Source organism: Streptomyces sp. 3211.6, assembly GCF_003634815.1.
In the GTDB taxonomy this organism is placed as follows: domain Bacteria; phylum Actinomycetota; class Actinomycetes; order Streptomycetales; family Streptomycetaceae; genus Streptomyces; species Streptomyces katrae_A.
Genome location: NZ_RBXC01000001.1, coordinates 5,051,728 through 5,069,032, shown reverse-complemented (window position 1 = coordinate 5,069,032; position 17,305 = coordinate 5,051,728). Strand labels below are relative to the sequence as shown.

20 protein-coding genes are annotated in these 17,305 nt (G+C 70.8%); 12 read left to right on the top strand and 8 right to left on the bottom strand.

The window, feature by feature from the left end; all coding sequences use genetic code 11:
- Nucleotides 1-302: 302 nt before the first annotated feature.
- The gene (locus BX286_RS23585; protein WP_079431929.1) at nucleotides 303-1,532 is read left to right on the top strand and encodes an extracellular solute-binding protein; all 1,230 of its coding nucleotides are present in this window, start codon (nucleotides 303-305) and stop codon (nucleotides 1,530-1,532) included.
- Nucleotides 1,533-1,702: 170 nt separating this feature from the next.
- Here the strand turns inward: BX286_RS23585 and BX286_RS23580 are convergent, their stop codons facing one another.
- Entirely contained in the window at nucleotides 1,703-2,329 is a 627-nt protein-coding gene (locus BX286_RS23580) for a hypothetical protein (RefSeq protein WP_121016253.1), read from the bottom strand.
- A 182-nt stretch (nucleotides 2,330-2,511) separates the two neighbouring features.
- On the opposite strand from BX286_RS23580, the gene BX286_RS23575 reads away from it, so the two are divergent.
- The gene (locus tag BX286_RS23575; RefSeq protein ID WP_107438302.1) at nucleotides 2,512-3,642 is read left to right on the top strand and encodes a serine hydrolase; all 1,131 of its coding nucleotides are present in this window, start codon (nucleotides 2,512-2,514) and stop codon (nucleotides 3,640-3,642) included.
- A gap of 19 nt (nucleotides 3,643-3,661) precedes the next feature.
- Here the strand turns inward: BX286_RS23575 and BX286_RS23570 are convergent, their stop codons facing one another.
- The 3 genes from BX286_RS23570 to BX286_RS23560 all read right to left on the bottom strand — a co-directional run bounded on the left by BX286_RS23570 (nucleotide 3,662) and on the right by BX286_RS23560 (nucleotide 6,738).
- Complete coding sequence (locus tag BX286_RS23570; protein WP_079429544.1) at nucleotides 3,662-3,982, bottom strand: hypothetical protein; 321 nt, start codon at nucleotides 3,980-3,982, stop codon at nucleotides 3,662-3,664.
- Nucleotides 3,983-4,127: 145 nt separating this feature from the next.
- Complete coding sequence (locus BX286_RS23565) at nucleotides 4,128-4,970, bottom strand: polysaccharide deacetylase family protein (protein ID WP_261993500.1); 843 nt, start codon at nucleotides 4,968-4,970, stop codon at nucleotides 4,128-4,130.
- A gap of 187 nt (nucleotides 4,971-5,157) precedes the next feature.
- Nucleotides 5,158-6,738 (bottom strand): MDR family MFS transporter, encoded by a 1,581-nt coding sequence (locus BX286_RS23560; RefSeq protein ID WP_121016251.1) that lies wholly within the window; start codon nucleotides 6,736-6,738, stop codon nucleotides 5,158-5,160.
- Between the two features lie 128 nt (nucleotides 6,739-6,866).
- Here BX286_RS23560 and BX286_RS23555 point away from each other — a divergent pair, with 128 nt between their 5' ends.
- The 3 genes from BX286_RS23555 (at nucleotide 6,867) to BX286_RS23545 (ending at nucleotide 9,676) form a co-directional block, all read left to right on the top strand.
- Nucleotides 6,867-7,460 (top strand): TetR/AcrR family transcriptional regulator, encoded by a 594-nt coding sequence (locus tag BX286_RS23555; protein WP_079429542.1) that lies wholly within the window; start codon nucleotides 6,867-6,869, stop codon nucleotides 7,458-7,460.
- Between the two features lie 178 nt (nucleotides 7,461-7,638).
- On the top strand, nucleotides 7,639-9,297 hold the full coding sequence (gene ctaD / locus BX286_RS23550; RefSeq protein WP_079431926.1) for a cytochrome c oxidase subunit I: 1,659 nt from the start codon (nucleotides 7,639-7,641) through the stop codon (nucleotides 9,295-9,297).
- A complete protein-coding gene (locus tag BX286_RS23545) occupies nucleotides 9,287-9,676 on the top strand; it encodes a cytochrome c oxidase subunit 4 (RefSeq protein WP_079429541.1) in 390 nt (129 codons plus the stop codon). The genes ctaD and BX286_RS23545 overlap by 11 nt, the downstream gene beginning before the upstream one ends.
- A gap of 13 nt (nucleotides 9,677-9,689) precedes the next feature.
- Here the strand turns inward: BX286_RS23545 and BX286_RS23540 are convergent, their stop codons facing one another.
- The 3 genes from BX286_RS23540 to BX286_RS23530 all read right to left on the bottom strand — a co-directional run bounded on the left by BX286_RS23540 (nucleotide 9,690) and on the right by BX286_RS23530 (nucleotide 12,323).
- The gene (locus BX286_RS23540; protein ID WP_261993499.1) at nucleotides 9,690-11,315 is read right to left on the bottom strand and encodes a cytochrome bc complex cytochrome b subunit; all 1,626 of its coding nucleotides are present in this window, start codon (nucleotides 11,313-11,315) and stop codon (nucleotides 9,690-9,692) included.
- A gap of 109 nt (nucleotides 11,316-11,424) precedes the next feature.
- Nucleotides 11,425-11,736: a hypothetical protein gene (locus BX286_RS23535; RefSeq protein ID WP_237293076.1), complete on the bottom strand. Its 312-nt coding sequence runs from the start codon at nucleotides 11,734-11,736 to the stop codon at nucleotides 11,425-11,427.
- 284 nt (nucleotides 11,737-12,020) lie between these two features.
- Nucleotides 12,021-12,323, bottom strand: coding sequence for a putative quinol monooxygenase (locus BX286_RS23530; protein ID WP_079429539.1), 303 nt, complete (start codon nucleotides 12,321-12,323; stop codon nucleotides 12,021-12,023).
- A gap of 68 nt (nucleotides 12,324-12,391) precedes the next feature.
- Between BX286_RS23530 and BX286_RS23525 the strand changes: the two genes are divergently transcribed.
- The 3 genes from BX286_RS23525 (at nucleotide 12,392) to BX286_RS23515 (ending at nucleotide 14,664) form a co-directional block, all read left to right on the top strand.
- Nucleotides 12,392-12,811: a helix-turn-helix transcriptional regulator gene (locus BX286_RS23525; protein ID WP_079429538.1), complete on the top strand. Its 420-nt coding sequence runs from the start codon at nucleotides 12,392-12,394 to the stop codon at nucleotides 12,809-12,811.
- Nucleotides 12,812-12,821: 10 nt separating this feature from the next.
- Complete coding sequence (locus BX286_RS23520; protein ID WP_079429537.1) at nucleotides 12,822-13,235, top strand: VOC family protein; 414 nt, start codon at nucleotides 12,822-12,824, stop codon at nucleotides 13,233-13,235.
- A 268-nt stretch (nucleotides 13,236-13,503) separates the two neighbouring features.
- On the top strand, nucleotides 13,504-14,664 hold the full coding sequence (locus BX286_RS23515) for a TIGR03118 family protein (protein ID WP_079429536.1): 1,161 nt from the start codon (nucleotides 13,504-13,506) through the stop codon (nucleotides 14,662-14,664).
- Between the two features lie 47 nt (nucleotides 14,665-14,711).
- On the opposite strand, the gene BX286_RS23510 is transcribed toward BX286_RS23515, so the two are convergent.
- Nucleotides 14,712-15,209, bottom strand: coding sequence for an ATP-binding protein (locus BX286_RS23510; RefSeq protein ID WP_079429535.1), 498 nt, complete (start codon nucleotides 15,207-15,209; stop codon nucleotides 14,712-14,714).
- Nucleotides 15,210-15,458: 249 nt separating this feature from the next.
- Here BX286_RS23510 and BX286_RS23505 point away from each other — a divergent pair, with 249 nt between their 5' ends.
- The 4 genes from BX286_RS23505 to BX286_RS23495 all read left to right on the top strand — a co-directional run bounded on the left by BX286_RS23505 (nucleotide 15,459) and on the right by BX286_RS23495 (nucleotide 17,303).
- Nucleotides 15,459-16,310, top strand: a complete 852-nt coding sequence (locus BX286_RS23505; protein WP_079429534.1) for a helix-turn-helix transcriptional regulator — start codon at nucleotides 15,459-15,461, stop codon at nucleotides 16,308-16,310.
- A 12-nt stretch (nucleotides 16,311-16,322) separates the two neighbouring features.
- Nucleotides 16,323-16,526 carry a hypothetical protein gene (locus tag BX286_RS23500; protein ID WP_079429533.1) on the top strand — a complete coding sequence of 68 codons (204 nt, stop codon included), beginning with the start codon at nucleotides 16,323-16,325 and terminating at the stop codon, nucleotides 16,524-16,526.
- 91 nt (nucleotides 16,527-16,617) lie between these two features.
- The gene (locus BX286_RS36705; RefSeq protein WP_159402116.1) at nucleotides 16,618-16,791 is read left to right on the top strand and encodes a hypothetical protein; all 174 of its coding nucleotides are present in this window, start codon (nucleotides 16,618-16,620) and stop codon (nucleotides 16,789-16,791) included.
- Between the two features lie 128 nt (nucleotides 16,792-16,919).
- Nucleotides 16,920-17,303, top strand: coding sequence for a hypothetical protein (locus tag BX286_RS23495; RefSeq protein ID WP_261993498.1), 384 nt, complete (start codon nucleotides 16,920-16,922; stop codon nucleotides 17,301-17,303).
- Nucleotides 17,304-17,305 lie beyond the last annotated feature (2 nt).

Here is a 17,305-nt window from a genome sequence, read left to right as displayed (position 1 = left end):
CTTCCGGAAGGAAACGGGCTTTTCGGCAGGTCTACGCGCGTCCGATTTCATTGCCGCATATTCGAAGACACAAATGCGGAAAAGGCTTTTTAGAGCATTGAACACAAGTGCCGCCCCAGTGGAAACAACTCCGCCGCCTTCAGGAGAGAATTCCGGCCAGGACGGGCCACGGCGGGACACCCCAGCCCGGAGCAACTCATAAGTAATATCCGGACTCAAAAGAAAATCAGGGGTATCCACCCGTGCGACGAAGAATATTCGGTGCGACCGCCGCCGCGACCGTGTTCGGCCTGCTCGTACCGCTGTCCGCCTGCGGATCTTCCGCCGGAGGCACAGGTGGCGGCGGTACGCTGCACCTGGTGGCCGCAGAATACGGCGACTCGCCGGCCACCAGCTCCAAGTCTTTCTGGGACAAGGTGACGAAGGATTTCACCGCCGCCAACCCGGACATCAAGGTCCAGGTGCAGCTCCTGCCCTGGGCCGACATCGACCGCGAGGTCTCCCGTATGGTCAAGGCCGGCAATGCGCCGGACATGGCGCTGATGGGCTCGTACTCGGACTTCGCGGCCCAGGGAAAGCTGTATTCCGCGGATGAACTGCTCTCCATCAGCGCGGAGGCGGACTTCCTCCAGCCGCTCGCCGAGGCCGGCTCCGTCGGCAACACCCTCTACGGCCTGCCGTTCGTGGCGTCCAGCCGTCTGCTCTTCTACAACGACACCCTGTTCAGGCAGGCCGGAATCACCTCGGCACCGAAGACCTGGTCCGATCTGACGGCCGACGCCAAGGCGCTCAAGGACAAGGGCGTGAAGTACCCGATCGCCCTGCCGCTGGGCCCCGAGGAGGCGCACGCCGAGGCGATGATCTGGGAGCTGAGCAACGGCGGCGGGTACGCCGACAACAGCGGCAACTACAGCCTGGCCTCCGACCAGAACATCGCGACCTTCCGCTGGCTCAAGGACAAGCTGGTCACCCCGGGCCTCACCGGCCCGACCCCGCCGTCGCAGCTCAACCGAGCCGACGCCTTCGCCGCGTTCCTGCGCGGCGAGGTCGGCATGGTCAACGGCTACCCCTCGCTGCTCCACGAGGCCCGCGCCAAGGGCATGACCGTCAACGCCGTCCCCATGCCGGTCTCGGACAACCTCGGCTCGGGCGAGACCCCGCCGACCGTGGGCGTGGCCGACTGGATGATGGCGTTCAAGCAGAACGGGAAGCGGGCGGAGATCGGCAAGTTCCTGGACTACGTCTACCAGGACAAGAACCTGTCGGACTTCGCGGGCCGCTACCACCTGCTGCCGTCGACGGTCTCGGCCTCCCGCACCCCGTCGGGCGGCGGCCTCGACCGCAACGACGAGCAGTTCCTGACCGCCCTGCGCGGCGCGCAGCTCTACCCGGTCAACGACCCGTCCTGGGTGACGGTCAGCGACACCATCAAGCGCAACATCGGCCACGCCGTCGACGCCAACGGCGATGCCAAGTCGGTGCTGGAGGGCATCGCCGCGAAGGCGGCCGAGGCGGGCCGGAAGAACGGCTGAAAGACGCAAGGGGACGGGACCGGCGGACCCTTCGGCCCCCCTCACGCGCCGTCCCCGTACGGCAGAATGGCCTACGGCCCTCGATCCGGGAGCCGTGGCCCCGTCGCCCGACGAGCACCCACAAGGCGCTCAGGGCGACAGGCCTCCTTAGGGGCCGGATCCCCGGGCGGCTACCTCCCCGCGTGCTCCGCCGCGAACGCCGTCCGGTACTGCTCGCAGCTGGAGTTCCAGCGCAGCGTGCCGCCCACCCTCGCGTAGCCCGGGCGCTCGATCGTCCACTCCACCGTGTAGTCGCCGGTGTCGCACGCGATCCGCTTGTTGCCCGCGATCTTCTGACGGCCCGTCGCCGCCTGGCCGGCGAGCTCCTTGTGCACCTCCGCGACCGCGGTGTGCCGCGCGTCGCGCAGTACGGCGTGCAGGGTGAGGGGGTGCCTGCCGTTCTTCGTGGTCAGGCCCTTGTTGACCAGCACGTCGGAGACCGTCCAGGCGAACTCGTACGAGGGCAGCCAGGCCAGCGTGTCCGGGTCCCCGGTCTTGCGCTCCCATTCCGGGGCTCCCGCGGGCCCGGGCCGGGTGACGGTCTCGTACTGCACCCCCGGGTGGAAGCGGGCCTCCCCCTCCACCTTGTGCTTCTGGTCCTTGCTCCACGCCTTCCCGCTCCCGACCGGGTCCTGGGGGAGGTTCCCCTTGCCGTCGCCCTTGCCGTCGGCGGCGGTGGCGGCCGCCTGGCCGAGGACGGGGGTGAGGGCCGCGACGGCGGCGACGACGGTGAGGGCGGTGGTGCGGGTGCGCTTCATGCCCGGTCCAACGGCGCCCGCGGCGGGGCCGGAACGTCACCGGGCCCGCGTTCACCCGTACGTGAGCGGGGCGCGCGGGCACAGCTGACAGATTCCGGCCGGGGGAGGCATATCAACCGACCGTCTTCTGGTTGTCTGTGCACGAACAGCGAAATGATCTACGGATGGTTACGGGGGATGTCATGAGCGTGACGGTCGAGGGGACGGTCGAGGCGGGCTGGGAGCCGGTGCGGGAGGCCTTCGAGGCCTTCGTGGCGGCGGAGCCCCACTCCCCGGAGGCCCAGCTGGCGGTGCGTCACCACGGCCGGACCGTGGTGGACCTGTGGGGCGGCGAGGAGACCGACGGGGACACCCTGAGCGGGGTCTTCTCCATCACCAAGGGTGCCGCGCACCTGGTGGTGGCGCTGCTGGTGCAGGAGGGCGTGCTCGATCTGGACCGGCCGGTGTCGGAGTACTGGCCGGAGTTCACGGGCCACGGCAAGGAGAAGCTGACGGTGCGGCAGCTGGTCGCGCACGGCTCCGGGCTGATCGCCGTGGACGCGTTCTCCTACGAGCTGATCGCGGACGACGCCCTGGTGGCGGCCGCGCTGGCCGGGCAGGAGCCGCACTGGGAGCCGGGGACGGCGTACGGCTACCACGCCTTCGTGATCGGCGCGCTGACCGGTGAGGTGGTGCGCCGGGTGACGGGCCGTTCGGTCCAGGAGGTCTACGAGGAGCGGGTGCGGGCGCCGTACGGGCTGGACCTGTACATGGGGCTGCCGCAGGAGCTGGAGCCCCGCTGGAAGCCGGTGCTGGAGATGCTGCCGACGCCGGCGCAGCTGGAGGCGCTGGCGGCGGCCGGGCCGATGCCGGAGCTGATGCGGATCGCCTTCAACATGCACCAGGACCCGCCGATGGACATGGTGGCGTACGCCAACCACCCGAAGGTGAAGGCCCTCGGCCCGGCTTCGGCGGGCGGCGTCGGCACGGCGCGCGGTGTGGCGGCGCTGTACGCGGCGGCGATCAGCGGGCTGGAGGACCGGCCCGCGCTGCTGAAGCCGGAGACGGTGGCCGAGGTCGCGCGGCTGCACACGCCGGGCCAGGACGCGGTGGTGCCGCAGGCGGACCACTTCGGGCTGGGCTTCGAGACCCAGCCGCTGGTCGGGCCGGAGGCCTTCGGGCACTGCGGTGCGGCGGGCGCCAACGGGTTCGCCGACCCGGTGACGGGTATCGCGTACGGGTACACGCGCCGCCGCTTCGGCTTCCCGGGCGGGCTGGCCCCGGAGAACGGGCCGCTGACGGCTGCGGTGCTCCAGGTGGCGCGGGGGCTGTAGTCCCCCGGGCGCCCCGGCGTCAGGCCTGGCCGGTCTCGAAACGGCTGACGCGGCCGTCCTCGACGGTGAACCGCCAGGCGGTGCGCATGGCGCCCCAGGTGTCGTTGCGGTAGTCGGCGACCAGGGAGCGGCCGTCGTCGGCCTCGGACATGACCTCCATGCGGCCGTTGGAGGAGAAGATCTCCCGCTCGGCCCAGTCGCCCAGGTCGCGGTCGCTGCCGTCGTCGGACATGGTGGCGCCGGGGGTCAGGGCCGCGGCGAAGGCGTCCTTGTCGTTCGCGTTGACAGCGGTGACGAAGGCGCGGACGGCGGGGTCGGTGAGCTCGTTCGCGGGGATCACGGGGGCCTCCTGGCGGGTTCGGGCGTACGGGGCGGCGTGCGCGACCAGGGAACACCGTGGGCGGGGCCGGGGCGCAGACCTTCACCCGTCCGGCGGGCGGCGGCGTGTCCGTGCCGGTGCCGGCGGCGGCGGCGGCGGCGGCGGTTCAGGGGGCGGTGCGGACCGGGAAGCCGGTCGGCCGCCCCTGGTCCTTCAGCCAGGCCAGTACCTGGTCGAGGGCGGCGACGGTCTGCCGGCGGTCGCCTCCCCCGTCGTGGAAGAGGACGGTGGGGCCGTTGCCGATCTCGCGCTTGACGTTGGCGACGATGGCGGCGGTGCCGGGCTTGCCGAAGTCCTTGGTGTCGACGTTCCAGCCGAGGGGGCGCATTCCGGCGGCCGCGGCGATGCGCCGGCTGTCGGGGGTGAAGGCCCCTCCGGGAGCGCGGTAGTACTCGACCTTCGCGGCGCCGCCCGCGGCCTCCTCGATCAGCTTCTTCGCGTCGAGGATCTGCGCCTCCTGGTAGGCGACGGGCTTCTTCGCCATGGTCGTGTCGTGGTCCATGGTGTGGTCGCAGAGCCGGTGTCCGGCCGCGACGACCTGCCTGACCAGGTCGGGGTGGGCCTTGGCCTGCGGGCCGATCATGCAGAAGACGGCCTTCACGTCGTACTTGGCGAGGACGTCGAGGACCTGGGGGGTCCAGCGGGGGTCGGGGCCGTCGTCGATGGTGATGTTGACGGCGTTCCCGCCGGCCTCCGAGGCGTGCGCGATGCCGTCGGGCACGGCGGAGGAGGGTGCGGGCGAGGAGGATGCGGGCGTCGTGCCGGAGCCGCCGCCCCGCTTCCCGTCCGCCGGGGCGGCGGCGCCGGCGCCTGACGCGTTGTCATGGACGGGGTGGTCCGCGCCGGCGGGGAGCAGGGTGGTGACCCCCCACACGGTGGCGGCGACGGCTGCGGCCGAGGCCGCGACGGCTATCCGGGCTCGGAGGCTGTGCTTCTGCGTGCGCGTCATGTGGATCAGGACGCCTTCGAACCTGAGAAGGTTCCCCCGTAATTGCCCTATAAATTCCAGGTAATCAGGACTTTGGTCCTTTATGGCCACTCTCGGCACGGGCGTCCCGCAGGCCCCTGGGGACACGCGAAGAGGCGGGCGGGTCCCGGGAAGTCCCGGGCCCCACCCGCCTCTTGGGCGGTGCGTGTCAGTGCGCGAGCGAGTCCGCCGGGGAGGCGGCGGCCTTGGCGTTGGCGCCGCCGGCCTGGGCCGGGCCGGCGCCCCGCAGCGGGACCTCCTTGACGAACCAGGCGAGGGCGAAGCCGAGTACGGCGATCGCCGCACCGAGCAGGAACGCCGAGTGCGTGCCGGCGGCCACCGCGTGCTGGTAGGCGTCGCGGACTGCCTCGGGGAGCTTGGCCAGGCTGGCCGCGTCGAGCTGGGCGGAGCCGGCGGCCCGGGCGGCCTGCGGGCCGAGGCGCTCGGACATGGTGTCGGTGACCCGGGAGGTGAACAGGGAGCCCATCAGGGCCACGCCGAAGGAACCGCCGAGGGTGCGGAAGAGGGTGGCCGAGGAGGAGGCGACGCCCATGTCCTTCATGTCCACGCTGTTCTGCGCGACCAGCATGGTGATCTGCATCAGGAAGCCGAGGCCGGCGCCGAGGACGGCCATGTAGAGGCCGGAGACCAGGCGGGTGGTGCCGGTGTCCATGGTCGCGAGGAGGAACAGGCCGACGATCATGAGGGCGCCGCCGACGATCGGGAAGACCTTGTACTTGCCGGTGCTGGTGGTGATGCGGCCCGCGACGAGCGAGACGACCATCATCGAGAGCAGCATCGGCAGGAGCAGCAGACCGGAGTTGGTGGCCGAGGCGCCCTGGACCGCCTGCTGGAAGAGCGGGAGGTAGAGCACGCCGCCGAACATGGCGAAGCCGACGAGGAAGCCGATGACGGACATCAGGGTGAAGTTGCGGCTGCGGAAGATGTGCAGCGGCATGACCGGCTCGGCGGCCTTGGTCTCGGCCCACAGGAAGGCCGCGATGGCGAGGACGCCGGCCACGATCAGGCCGATGATCTCCCCGGAGCCCCAGGAGTACTCGGTCCCGCCCCAGGTCGTCACGAGGACGGTCGAGGTGATGGCCACGGTCAGCAGCGCGGCACCCAGGTAGTCGATCTTCCCCTGGGCCTTCTTCTTCGGCAGGTGCAGGACCGCACTGACCATCGCGAGGGCGACGGCACCGAGCGGGAGGTTGATGTAGAAGGACCAGCGCCAGCCCATGTGGTCGGTGATGGTGCCGCCGACCAGCGGGCCGCCGATCATGGCGAGGGCCATCACGCCGGCCATCATGCCCTGGTACTTGCCGCGCTCACGGGGCGGGATCAGGTCGCCGATGATCGCCATGACACCGACCATCAGACCGCCGGCGCCCAGGCCCTGGATGGCGCGGAAGCCGATGAGCTGGCCCATGTCCTGGGCCATGCCGCTGAGGGCGGAGCCGATGAGGAAGATGACGATCGAGGTGAGGAAGGAGCCCTTGCGCCCGTACATGTCGCCGACCTTGCCCCAGATGGGGGTGGAGGCGGCGGTGGCCAGGGTGTAGGCGGTGACCACCCAGGAGAGGTGTTCGAGGCCGCCGAGCTCGCCGACGATGGTCGGCATCGCGGTGCCGATGATCATGTTGTCGAGCATCGCGAGCAGCATCGCGATCATGAGGGCCATCAGGACGACGCGTACGCTGCGCGGCTTCACCTCCTCCGCCTGTGCGGCCTGCTTCACTGCGTCGCTCATGTCCACTCCCCGTGACCGATCTCTTCATTCCCCTGCGCGGACACTTACTTGCCGCCCGGCTAGTTCACTACACTGGGGAAGGTAGACGCGTCACTAGCCGGGCGTCAAGTAAGTTCGTGGGGAGACACATGTCCAGCAGCTCCAGCGGCACGGGACCGCAGGCCAAGCGCGGCAACACGCGCCAGCGCATCCAGGAGGTCGCGCTGGAGCTCTTCGCCGAGCAGGGGTACGAGAAGACCTCGCTGCGCGAGATCGCGGAGCGGCTGGAGGTCACGAAGGCGGCCCTCTACTACCACTTCAAGACCAAGGAAGACATCATCATCAGCGTCTTCGAGGACCGCACGCGGCCCGTCGACGAGCTGATCGAATGGGCGCAGGAACAGCCGAGGACGCTGGAGACCAAGCGCGAGATGCTGCGCCGCTACAGCGAGGCGATGGTCGCGGGCACGCAGCTGTACCGGTTCATGCACGAGAACCAGGCGACGATGCGCGAGCTGAGCATCGGGGAGATCGTCAAGAAGCGCATCTTCACCCTGGTCGAGCTGCTGCGCACGGAGGACGGGCCGCTGGCGGACCAGGTGCGCTGCGTGAGCGCCCTGTTCACGCTGCACGCGGGGATGATGTTCCTCCAGCACGTTGACGAGGCCGACCCGGAGGCGACCCGGCTGGCGGCCCTGGAGGTCGCCACCGACCTCATCACCCGCGCCCACGGCGGGCAGTAGCCGCCCACCCCCGCAGGGCGGGCCCCGGCTCCCCCGGGCGGGGGATACGGGGCCCGCGCCGGGGCGGGCCCCGGCGCGTCGGGCGGGCGACGGGACGAGGGGCCGGTAGTCGAAGGGAGTGCACGCTCGGCGGCGGGGCCGCGGGGCCGTGAAGCTGCGAGGCTCCCTGGAGGACCCGATGACGGCGCTGGACCCCTCACCCCCGCCGGAGACGGCGGCACGGACCCGACGGCGGGTCCGCCAGGGCTCGGCGGTGCTGCGCTGGCTGTCGACCACCGACCACAAGGTGATCGGCAACCTCTACCTGGTCACGGCCTTCTGCTTCTTCCTCTTCGCCGGGGTGCTGGCGCTGGCGATGCGGGCCGAACTGGCCCGGCCGGGGCTGCAGATCGTGTCGAACCAGCAGTACAACGAGCTGTTCACCGTCCACGCCACGATCATGATGCTGCTGTTCGCGACGCCGACCTTCACCGGTTTCGCCAACGCGGTGATGCCGCTGCAGATCGGGGCGCCGGACGTCGCCTTCCCCCGGATGAACGCCTTCACCTACTGGGTGTACCTCTTCGGCGGCCTGATGGTGGTCTCGGGGTTCCTGACCGCCGACGGCGCGGCGGCCTTCGGCTGGTTCGCGTACGCCCCGCTCAACGGGGCCGTCTACTCCCCCGGGACCGGCCCCGACCTGTGGGCGATGGGACTGGCCGTGGCGGGCCTGAGCACCATCCTCGGCGCGGTCAACTTCATCACCACGATCGTCTGCCTGCGCGCTCCGGGCATGACGCTGTTCCGGATGCCGATCTTCACCTGGAACGTGCTGTTCACGTCCATCCTGGCGCTGCTGGCCTTCCCCGTGTTCACGGCCGCCCTGCTGGCCCTGGAGGCGGACCGCAAGTTCGGCGCGCACGTCTTCGACGCGGCGAACGGGGGCGCGCTGCTGTGGCAGCACCTGTTCTGGTTCTTCGGGCATCCGGAGGTCTACATCGTGGCCCTGCCGTTCTTCGGCGTGGTCAGCGAGATCCTGCCCGTCTTCAGCCGCAAGCCCATGTTCGGCTACGTGTCCCTGATCGGGGCGACCATCGCCATCACCGGGCTGTCGGCGACGGTGTGGGCGCACCACATGTTCGCGACGGGCGCCGTCCTGCTGCCGTTCTTCTCCCTGCTGTCCTTCCTGATCGCCGTGCCGACGGGGGTGAAGTTCTTCAACTGGATCGGCACGATGTGGCACGGCTCGCTGTCCTTCGAGACGCCGATGCTGTGGTCGATCGGCTTCCTCGTCACCTTCCTGCTGGGCGGCCTGACCGGGGTGCTGATCGCCTCGCCCCCGCTGGACTTCCACCTGACCGACAGCTACTTCGTCGTCGCCCACCTGCACTACGTCCTCTTCGGCACGATCGTCTTCGCCACCTTCGGCGGGCTCTACTTCTGGTGGCCCAAGCTGACCGGCCGGATGCTGGACGAGCGGCTGGGCCGGCTGCACTTCTGGACGCTGTTCCCCGGCTTCCAGCTCACCTTCCTCGTCCAGCACTGGCTCGGCGAGCAGGGCATGCCGCGCCGGTACGCCGACTACCTGACGTCCGACGGGTTCACCCTCCTCAACACCCTCTCCTCGATCGGCGCCTTCCTGCTGGGGATCTCCACGCTGCCGTTCCTCTACAACGTGTGGAAGACCGCGCGCGAGGGCGAGCGGGTGACGGTCGACGACCCCTGGGGCTGGGGCCGCTCCCTGGAATGGGCGACGAGCTGCCCGCCACCGCGCCACAACTTCCACGCCGTGCCGCGGATCCGCTCGGAGTCCCCGGCCTTCGACCTGCACCACCCGGAGGTGCCCCGTGAAGGCTGAGGCCTGGCTGTTCACCGGAACGTCCCTGTTCTTCGGGGCCACCACCGTCGTCTACCGCTGGTTCTCCACCGACCCGGCGGGCAGCTCCGCGCTGTGCGTGTCCTTCATCATGTCGGGCCTGGTCGCCGCGTTCCTGTGGCGCCAGCACCGGCGGGGCGGGGAGCGGCCGGAGGACCGCGGGGACGCCGAGGTCCTGGAGGCCTCCGGCCGCCGGATCTTCTTCCCCGACCGCAGCTACTACCCCGTCCTGACCGCGGTCGGCGCCGCGCTGTCGGCGCTGGGGGTGGTGCAGGGGCTGTGGCTGTTCCTGATCGGCTTCGGGGTCCTGGCGGCGGGGATCTTCGGCTTCGCCTTCCAGAACCTCGACCACCCGGAGTAGGGCCCGGCCGCGTCTACCGCCCGGACGGCCGGTCCGGGCCGGCCGTGACCTCGGCGATCTCCGCGTGCTGCTCGGGGGTCAGCGGGTACGGGACGCGGTCGCGGTAGTACCAGGAGCTGACGGCCGCCCGGACCCGCTTCAGCGCCCGCTGCGGCAGGGGGCGGGTCGGGTCGTGGTCGTCCTGCAGCGGCCGGGGCTGCTCCCCGACCAGCATCACGTACCGCTCGTCGGCCGGCAGGGCCCGGGACTCGGGATGGAAGCCGCCCTCGACGCCCTGGCGCACCAGGCCCGTTTCCTCGCCCCCGGTCAGCAGCTCCCGCTCCTGGTCCTGGAGGGCCAGGCACAGCCGCCGGGTGAGCCAGAAGACCACCGCCGGCACCACGAAGAACGCGGCGCGCAGGGTCCAGGTCAGCTCCGGCAGGGGCACGGCGAAGATGAACGCGAGGACGTCCTGGGCCCCGGCCAGCAGCAGCACGGCGTACCAGGCGAGGGCCGCCGCGCCCAGCCCCGTGCGGACGGGCCGGTCACGGGGCCGGTCGCACAGGTGCCGCTCCCCGGTGTCGCCCGTGATCCAGCGCTCGAAGAAGGGATAGGCGTACAGCACGGTGAAGAACGCGCCGGGCAGCAGGACGGCCGCCACGAACGGGTTCCACACCACCGTGTGCCCCCACAGCCGGGTCTCGGTCCCGGGCATCAGCCGCAGGGAGCCCTCCAGGAAGCCGATGTACCAGTCGGGCTGGGAGCCGGTGGAGACCAGGTCGGGGCGGTAGGGCCCGTACATCCAGATGGGGTTGACCTGCGCGACCGCGGCGAGGCCGGCGAGGAGGCCGAAGACGAGCAGCAACAGCCCGCCCGACTTGGCCAGGTACTGCGGGAAGAAGGGCAGGCCGACGACGTTGCGGCCGGTACGGCCGGGTCCGGGCCAGTGGGTGTGCTTGAGGTGGACGACCAGCAGCAGGTGCACGGTGATCAGGCCCAGCAGCAGGCCGGGCACCAGCAGGATGTGCACGGGGTAGAGCCGGGGGACGATGTCGAGGCCCGGGAACTCGCCGCCGAAGGCGAAGAAGGCCAGGTAGGTGCCGACGACCGGCACCGACATCACGATGCCCTGCGCGATGCGCAGCCCGGTACCGGACAGCAGGTCGTCGGGGAGGGAGTAGCCGGCGAAGCCCTCCAGCGTGGACAGAGCGAACAGGGTGACGCCGATCGTCCAGTTGAGCTCGCGGGGGCGGCGGAAGGCCCCGGTGAGGAAGACGCGCAGCAGGTGGGCGCCGATGGCGGCGAGGAAGACGATCGCCGCCCAGTGGTGGACCTGCCGGATCAGCAGCCCGCCGCGGACGTCGAAGCTGATGCGGAGGGTGGAGAGGTAGGCCTGCGACATCCGCACGCCGCGCAGCGGCCCGTACGCGCCGTGGTAGACGCTCTCGCGCATGGAGGGGTCGAAGAAGAAGGACAGGTACACCCCGGTCAGCAGCAGGACGACGAAGCTGTAGAGGGCGAGCTCGCCGAGCAGGAACGACCAGTGGTCGGGGAAGACCTTCCGCACCGCCCCCTTGGCGATCTCACCCAGCGGCAGCCGCGCGTCCAGGGCCTCGGCACCGCGCACCACCGCCCGTGTCCTCCGCTTGGAACCCGGCACCGGCGTGCCCCTCCTGATCGTCGGGCGCGTACGCCGTGCCACGCTACCGAACCGGGGCAGGAGGGGGCAGAACAGACACGACCCCCATGTGGGTGCGGGGTACGCCGCCTCAGCTGCCGAAGAACACTTCCCGCCAGACCCAGCCCGCTTCGAGAACCGTCCGCTGCAGGGGGCCCGTCATGTCGCGCGAGTCGTAGCGGAAGGACTCGACCAGGCGCCGCCGCCCGTCGGGTCCCTTCTTGAACTGCCACCGCCGGGCGACCGTGCGGCCTGCCCCGCGGGCGTACTGCTTGCTCCCGCCCTCGTACGACACCCTGCCCCACTGCTCCGTGATCACTTCGACCTCACGGCGCGCCGGAAGCAGCCGCATCCGCACCTTGACGGTGAGCTCCAGTTCCGGGATCCGGTGTTCCGCCACCACGTCGGCCCTCTCCTTGGGAAAGCCCTGACGGAGACGGAACGGGGCGTCCGGTCCCCGCGACGCGAACAGGGCCTCCCGGAGCTCGGCGGCGGGCACGGCCCTGACCCCGTCAGCGGGGTGCTTGGTGCCCGTGAACCTGTCCCACAGCCGCCCCACCGTCAGCCCTCCGCCCCGGTCCGCGCGCGCACCGTGCGCACCGCGCGCACGGCGTCTCGCCGGATGGCGTTGATCATATGCATCGAGATCGCCGCCGAACCCTCGAACGGGCCGGCAGTCGGGCGGATTCAGGCCGGCAGGGCTGTGGTCAGTTCCAGGAGCTGGGCCGGGCCCGCGCGGAAGGCGGGGGCGGCGGCGTCGGCCTCGATCATGTGGGGGGTGGCGTCGTGGGCGGCCAGGGCGGCCTTCGAGGTCCACTCCTCGATCAGGACGAAGCGGTCCGGGTCGTCCGCCACCCCGTGGAGGTCGTACCGCAGGCACCCCTCCTCCGCCCGGACCAGCGGCGCGAGGCGCTCGTACGCCTCCCGCTGCTCCCGGCCGCGGCCGGGGAGGGTGGTGATCAGGACGAGGAGTTTCACGGGCTGCGGCATGCGGCGCAGCCTAGGCGCCCAAGATCGGCTCGGGCAGGCCGATTTCGCCCTGTGAGATGGTGGGGGCCATGAACCTGGAGGACCTCGTCCGGCTCCGCCGGGCCCGTGACGCGATGGACCGCGACTACGCGGAGCCGCTGGACGTCCCCGCCCTGGCGCGCATCGCCCTGATGTCGGTCGGTCACTTCCAGCGCAGCTTCCGCGCCGCCTACGGCGAGACCCCCTACGGCTACCTCATGACCCGCCGCATCGAACGGGCCAAGGCCCTGCTGCGGCGCGGCGACCTGTCGGTGACGGAGGTCTGCTTCGAGGTCGGCTGTACGTCGCTGGGCTCGTTCAGCTCCCGTTTCACCGAGCTGGTCGGCGAGAGCCCGAGCGCCTACCGGGCCCGCGACCACGGCGCCGGCGCCGCCATCCCCGCCTGCATCGCCAAGATCCACACCCGCCCGGTCAGGAACGGAGAAGCCAAACCGGACGGCCGCCCGTAGGGTCGAAGCCATGGGAATCAAGCTTTCGCAGTGCTTCATCGCCGTCGACGACCACGACAAGGCCATCCCCTTCTACCGGGACGTCCTGGGCCTGGAGGTCCGCAACGACGTCGGGTACGAGAACATGCGCTGGGTGACCGTCGGCTCGCCCTCGCAGGACGTGGAGATCGTCCTGGAGCCCCCGCTCGCCGACCCGAACGCCACCCCCGCCGACCGCCAGGCCGTCGCGGAGCTGATGGCCAAGGGCATGCTGCGCGGGGTCATCTTCACCACCGACGACGTCGACGCCACCTTCGAGCGGATCCGCGCGGCGGGCGCCGACGTCCTCCAGGAGCCGATGGACCAGCCGTACGGGGTCCGCGACTGCGCCTTCCGCGACCCGGCGGGGAACATGCTGCGCTTCAACCAGCCCCGCAAGGCCTGACCCGCCCCGGGGCGGCCCTACCCCGGGGCGAAGGGCCGCGTCGGCGGTGGCGGGCGGGTAGGCCTGGGGTAGACGACGACGCCGTGGGCGTCGTCGTCGGCGCGGAGCCGGTACTGCGATGCCGTGCACCGCACCCTGCCATCGGCTGGTTGGGCGCAGCCCATTCGAGGGGAGCGCACCGGGTGTCGCGTGTCGGGCGGGACGCCCGCGCGCCCTCCCACTGTGATGTCTGCGACCGGTTCGTCCCCGCTGGAAGTGGAGCATCCGCATGCCCCAGCCCGTCTCGTCCCGCCGCCGCCCCCGCCCCCTGAGCACGCGCCTGGTGGCGGCCGCGCTGACCCTCGGCACCGTCGGCGCCCTCGCCGCCGCCGCACCGCCCGTGCCCGGGGACCCGCATCCCAGCAAGGACCGCGGGTTCCGGGAGGTCGACCTCGTCTCCGACATCCCGGGCAGGGCGCAGGCGACCGATCCGCACCTGGCCAACCCGTGGGGCCTGGTGACCAACCGCTCCGGACAGATCCTGGTCTCGGACAACCACAGCGACTCGGCCACGACGTACTCGGGCGGCCAGAAGGGGAAGCCCGTCAAGATCCTGTCCCGCGTGGTCTCCTTCCCCACGGACGGCGCGCCCACCGGGGTCGTGCGCAACGACGGGGACGACTTCGAGTTCAGCGACTCCGGGAAGAGCGGCCCGGCCCGCTTCATCTTCGCGGGGGAGCACGGCGACCTGTTCGCGTACAACCCGGAGGTGAACCCGACGAACGCGATCCCAGTCGCCCACGAGGACAGCGGCAGCGAGACCGCCATCTTCAAGGGGCTGGAGCTGGTCCGCGAGAAGAAGGACGACCACGGCCGCGAGCACGGAGAGCCGAGGCTGCTCGTCGCCAACTTCCGTGACGCGCGCATCGACGTCTTCGACGAGGACTTCGGCCTCCTCCCGCCCGACGGGGCGTTCCAGGACCCCTCCCTTCCCGCCGGCTACGCGCCGTTCAACGTCAAGGAGATCGGCTCCAAGGTGTTCGTCACGTACGCCTTGCAGGACGACGAGAAGGAGGACGACGTCCCCGGCGCGGGCCACGGGTTCATCGACGTGTTCAGCAAGCAGGGGAAGCTGCTGGAGCGCTTCGTGAGCGGGGGCGTCCTCAACTCGCCGTGGGGCCTGGAAGTGGCGCCCAAGGGGTTCGGGAAGTTCGCCGGCGACCTGCTCGTCGGCAACTTCGGAGACGGCCGCATCAACGCCTTCGACCTGCACACGGGCAAGTTCAAGGGGACCGTGAAGGACCGCGACGGCCACCCGATCTCGATCCCCGGCCTGTGGGGGCTCAAGCGCGGCACGGACGAGTCCGGCGGCCGGGAAGCCGTCTGGTTCGCGGCGGGGATCAACGATGAGGAGAACGGCCTCCTCGGAGTCCTGCGCGCCGAACACTGACCGCCCCTGCTGCACCCCGGCCCCGCCGTCTCCCCGGCGGGGCCGTTCTACTCCCCGGGCCGCAGGGGCAGCGTGGCCCAGGTACGGGTCCCCCCGCCGGGTTCGCGGGAGGGCCCGACGCCCCATTCCCCGCCGTGGTCCCGGACGAGCGCGGAGAAGACGCGGAGGGTGGCCCGCCGGCGCGCCTCGCACAGTGCCGCCAGCCGGGGGTGGCCGTGGGTGGGGTGGCCGTCGTAGACGATCAGGCGGAGGGCGTCGTCACGGTGGCGGAGCGAGAGGTACAGCTCCCCGTTCGGGTCCATCCGCCAGGCGGAGCCCATGAGTTCGGAGGCGGCCTGGACGGCGGTGGGCGCGAGGGGGTCGAGCGCGTAGGCGTGCAGGGCGGCCCGCACCGCCTGCCGGGCGATACCGGCCGACCGGGCGGAGGCGGGCAGGGTCATGCTGCACGAAAGCCCGTCCGGCGGGGCCGGCTGCGGGGGGCCGTCGGGGGCGACGGGGCAGGCGGTGGGGGCGCCGAAGAAGGGCGCGTTGAAGGGGGTGAGCATGTTCGGCTCCCAAGTCGTCTGGATGGACGGCGAATTGGCGTAGGAAGCTCGACGCGCACGGATGGCTCACGCGGTATGGGGAGGTGGCCCGTCGCCGAGGCCGAGGCATGCTGCGGCGATGCACTTCGACTCCCCTGGGTGAGCGGTGTGCTACCCAATGTAGGGCAGCAGGGGGATCGGGTGCCACCAGCTGGAGGCAATTGCCCCCTCAATGGACCGTGCACGTCTGTGCGCGGCAGACTGACCCGCATGCCAACCAGAGCGACGCCCACCGTTCGACAGCAGCGTCTCGGCGCCGAACTGCGCAAGATGCGGATGGCTGCGGACGCGACGACCGATTACGCCGGCGGCCTGCTGGGCCTGGACCGGACGAAGGTCTCCAACATGGAGGCTGGAGTCCGAGCGACGTCACCCGAGCGCGTCCGCATACTGGCCAGCAACTACGAGTGCCCGGACGACGCTTACGTCGAGGCGCTGGCAGAAATGGCCGGGAACCGGACCCGCGGCTGGTGGGAACAGTACCGGGGGACATTGCCACACGGGCTGCTGGACGTTGCCGAACTCGAATGGCACGCGACGCGCCTGCGGACCATGCAGACCGTGCACCTGCCCGGACTGCTCCAGCTGAGCGGCTACGCCCGCGCGGTGTTCGCCTCGGCGATCCCAGCCCTCCCCACGTCCGAGATCGAACTCCGGATCACGCAACGCATGCAGCGTCAGCGGGTGCTGGAGCGGGAAGCGCCGGTGCAGTACACGGCGTACGTGCACGAACTGGCACTGCGCATGCAGTTCGGCGGGCGCCGCACGACGCGTGAACAGCTTGAGCACCTGTGCGCCATGTCCGAGCGGGAGCACATCGCCCTGCACGTACTCCCCGTCGAAGTCGGGGAGTTCCCTGGGGCAGGCCACGCAGTGATGTACGCGCACGGGCCGGTCCCCCAGTTGGACACCGTCCAGCTCGACTCGGCGCACGGACCGGAATTCACTCACGCCCCTGCGCAACTCGCCAAATACGACGCGCACATGAACTGGATGGCCGAGCGTACGCTCGATGCTCAAGGCTCCAGGGACCTCATCCATGCCATCGCCCGCGAACTCTGAGGAGCCACGCCTATGCCGGACATCGCCTGGGAAGAGCCGTACTGCGCCGAGGGCAACAACTGCTACCGGATCGGCGTGGACAGCGACGGGAACAGCTATATCGCCGTAGCCGGACAAGAAGACCGTCCCCTCACCGACAGCCGCGCAGCGCTATCGGCCCTCATCCGGGACATCAAGGCCGGCAAGGCCGATCACCTCCTCCACCCGGACGGCTGACGACACACCCCGCCCCGGGCCGACATGCCCGACCGAAACCTCCCATTTCGCTAGCTTTTCGCATCATCCGCTTCTCTCGGAAGAAGACATGATGCGCCAGCCCGCCCCGTTCACCACGCGCGGCCGCATCGCGTGGTGGACCGCCCTCCTGACCGCACTCGTCGCCACCTGGCTCCTGCCGACCGCCCACGCACACGCACACCCCGCCGCCCCGCCCGGACAGCACGCAGGATCCGGCCCCCACCCCGCCCACGGCGGCAGCTGACCCGCCCCGAGCCGTCAAGATCCCGGACCCCTGTCCCTGGATCTTGACGGCTTCTTTCCCCGTTCCTCATGGATCACGGACGCGCCGCCGTTCTACGATCACGGTCCACCGTAGGGGAGGGCAGGGACATGCCAGGGGAACGGGACGGCCACGACCGGTTACATCCGGGAGGACGAGGAGGCGGCGAGGCGGACTTCGCCTCCACACCCTCCCAGAAGGCGGACGCCGCGAACGCCATCGAGACCGAGCTGCAGCCGAACACCAAGAAGGCCGCCGAACACGCGGACGAGGCCACCGCCACGGCGGTGAAGACGTTCGCGGGCTGGGACACCGCCGCAGGTCTGAAAAAGGTGGCGGACACCTGGGACCAGCAGGTCAAGGTACTGATGGGCCGGCTCGCCTCGGAGAAGAGATCACTGCGCGGCGCCTCGGGGCTCTTCGCGCGCAACGACATCGCCACGGGTGACGGCTTCCGGGCGATCGCCCCGCAGTCGAAGCTCAACGAGCTGTAGGC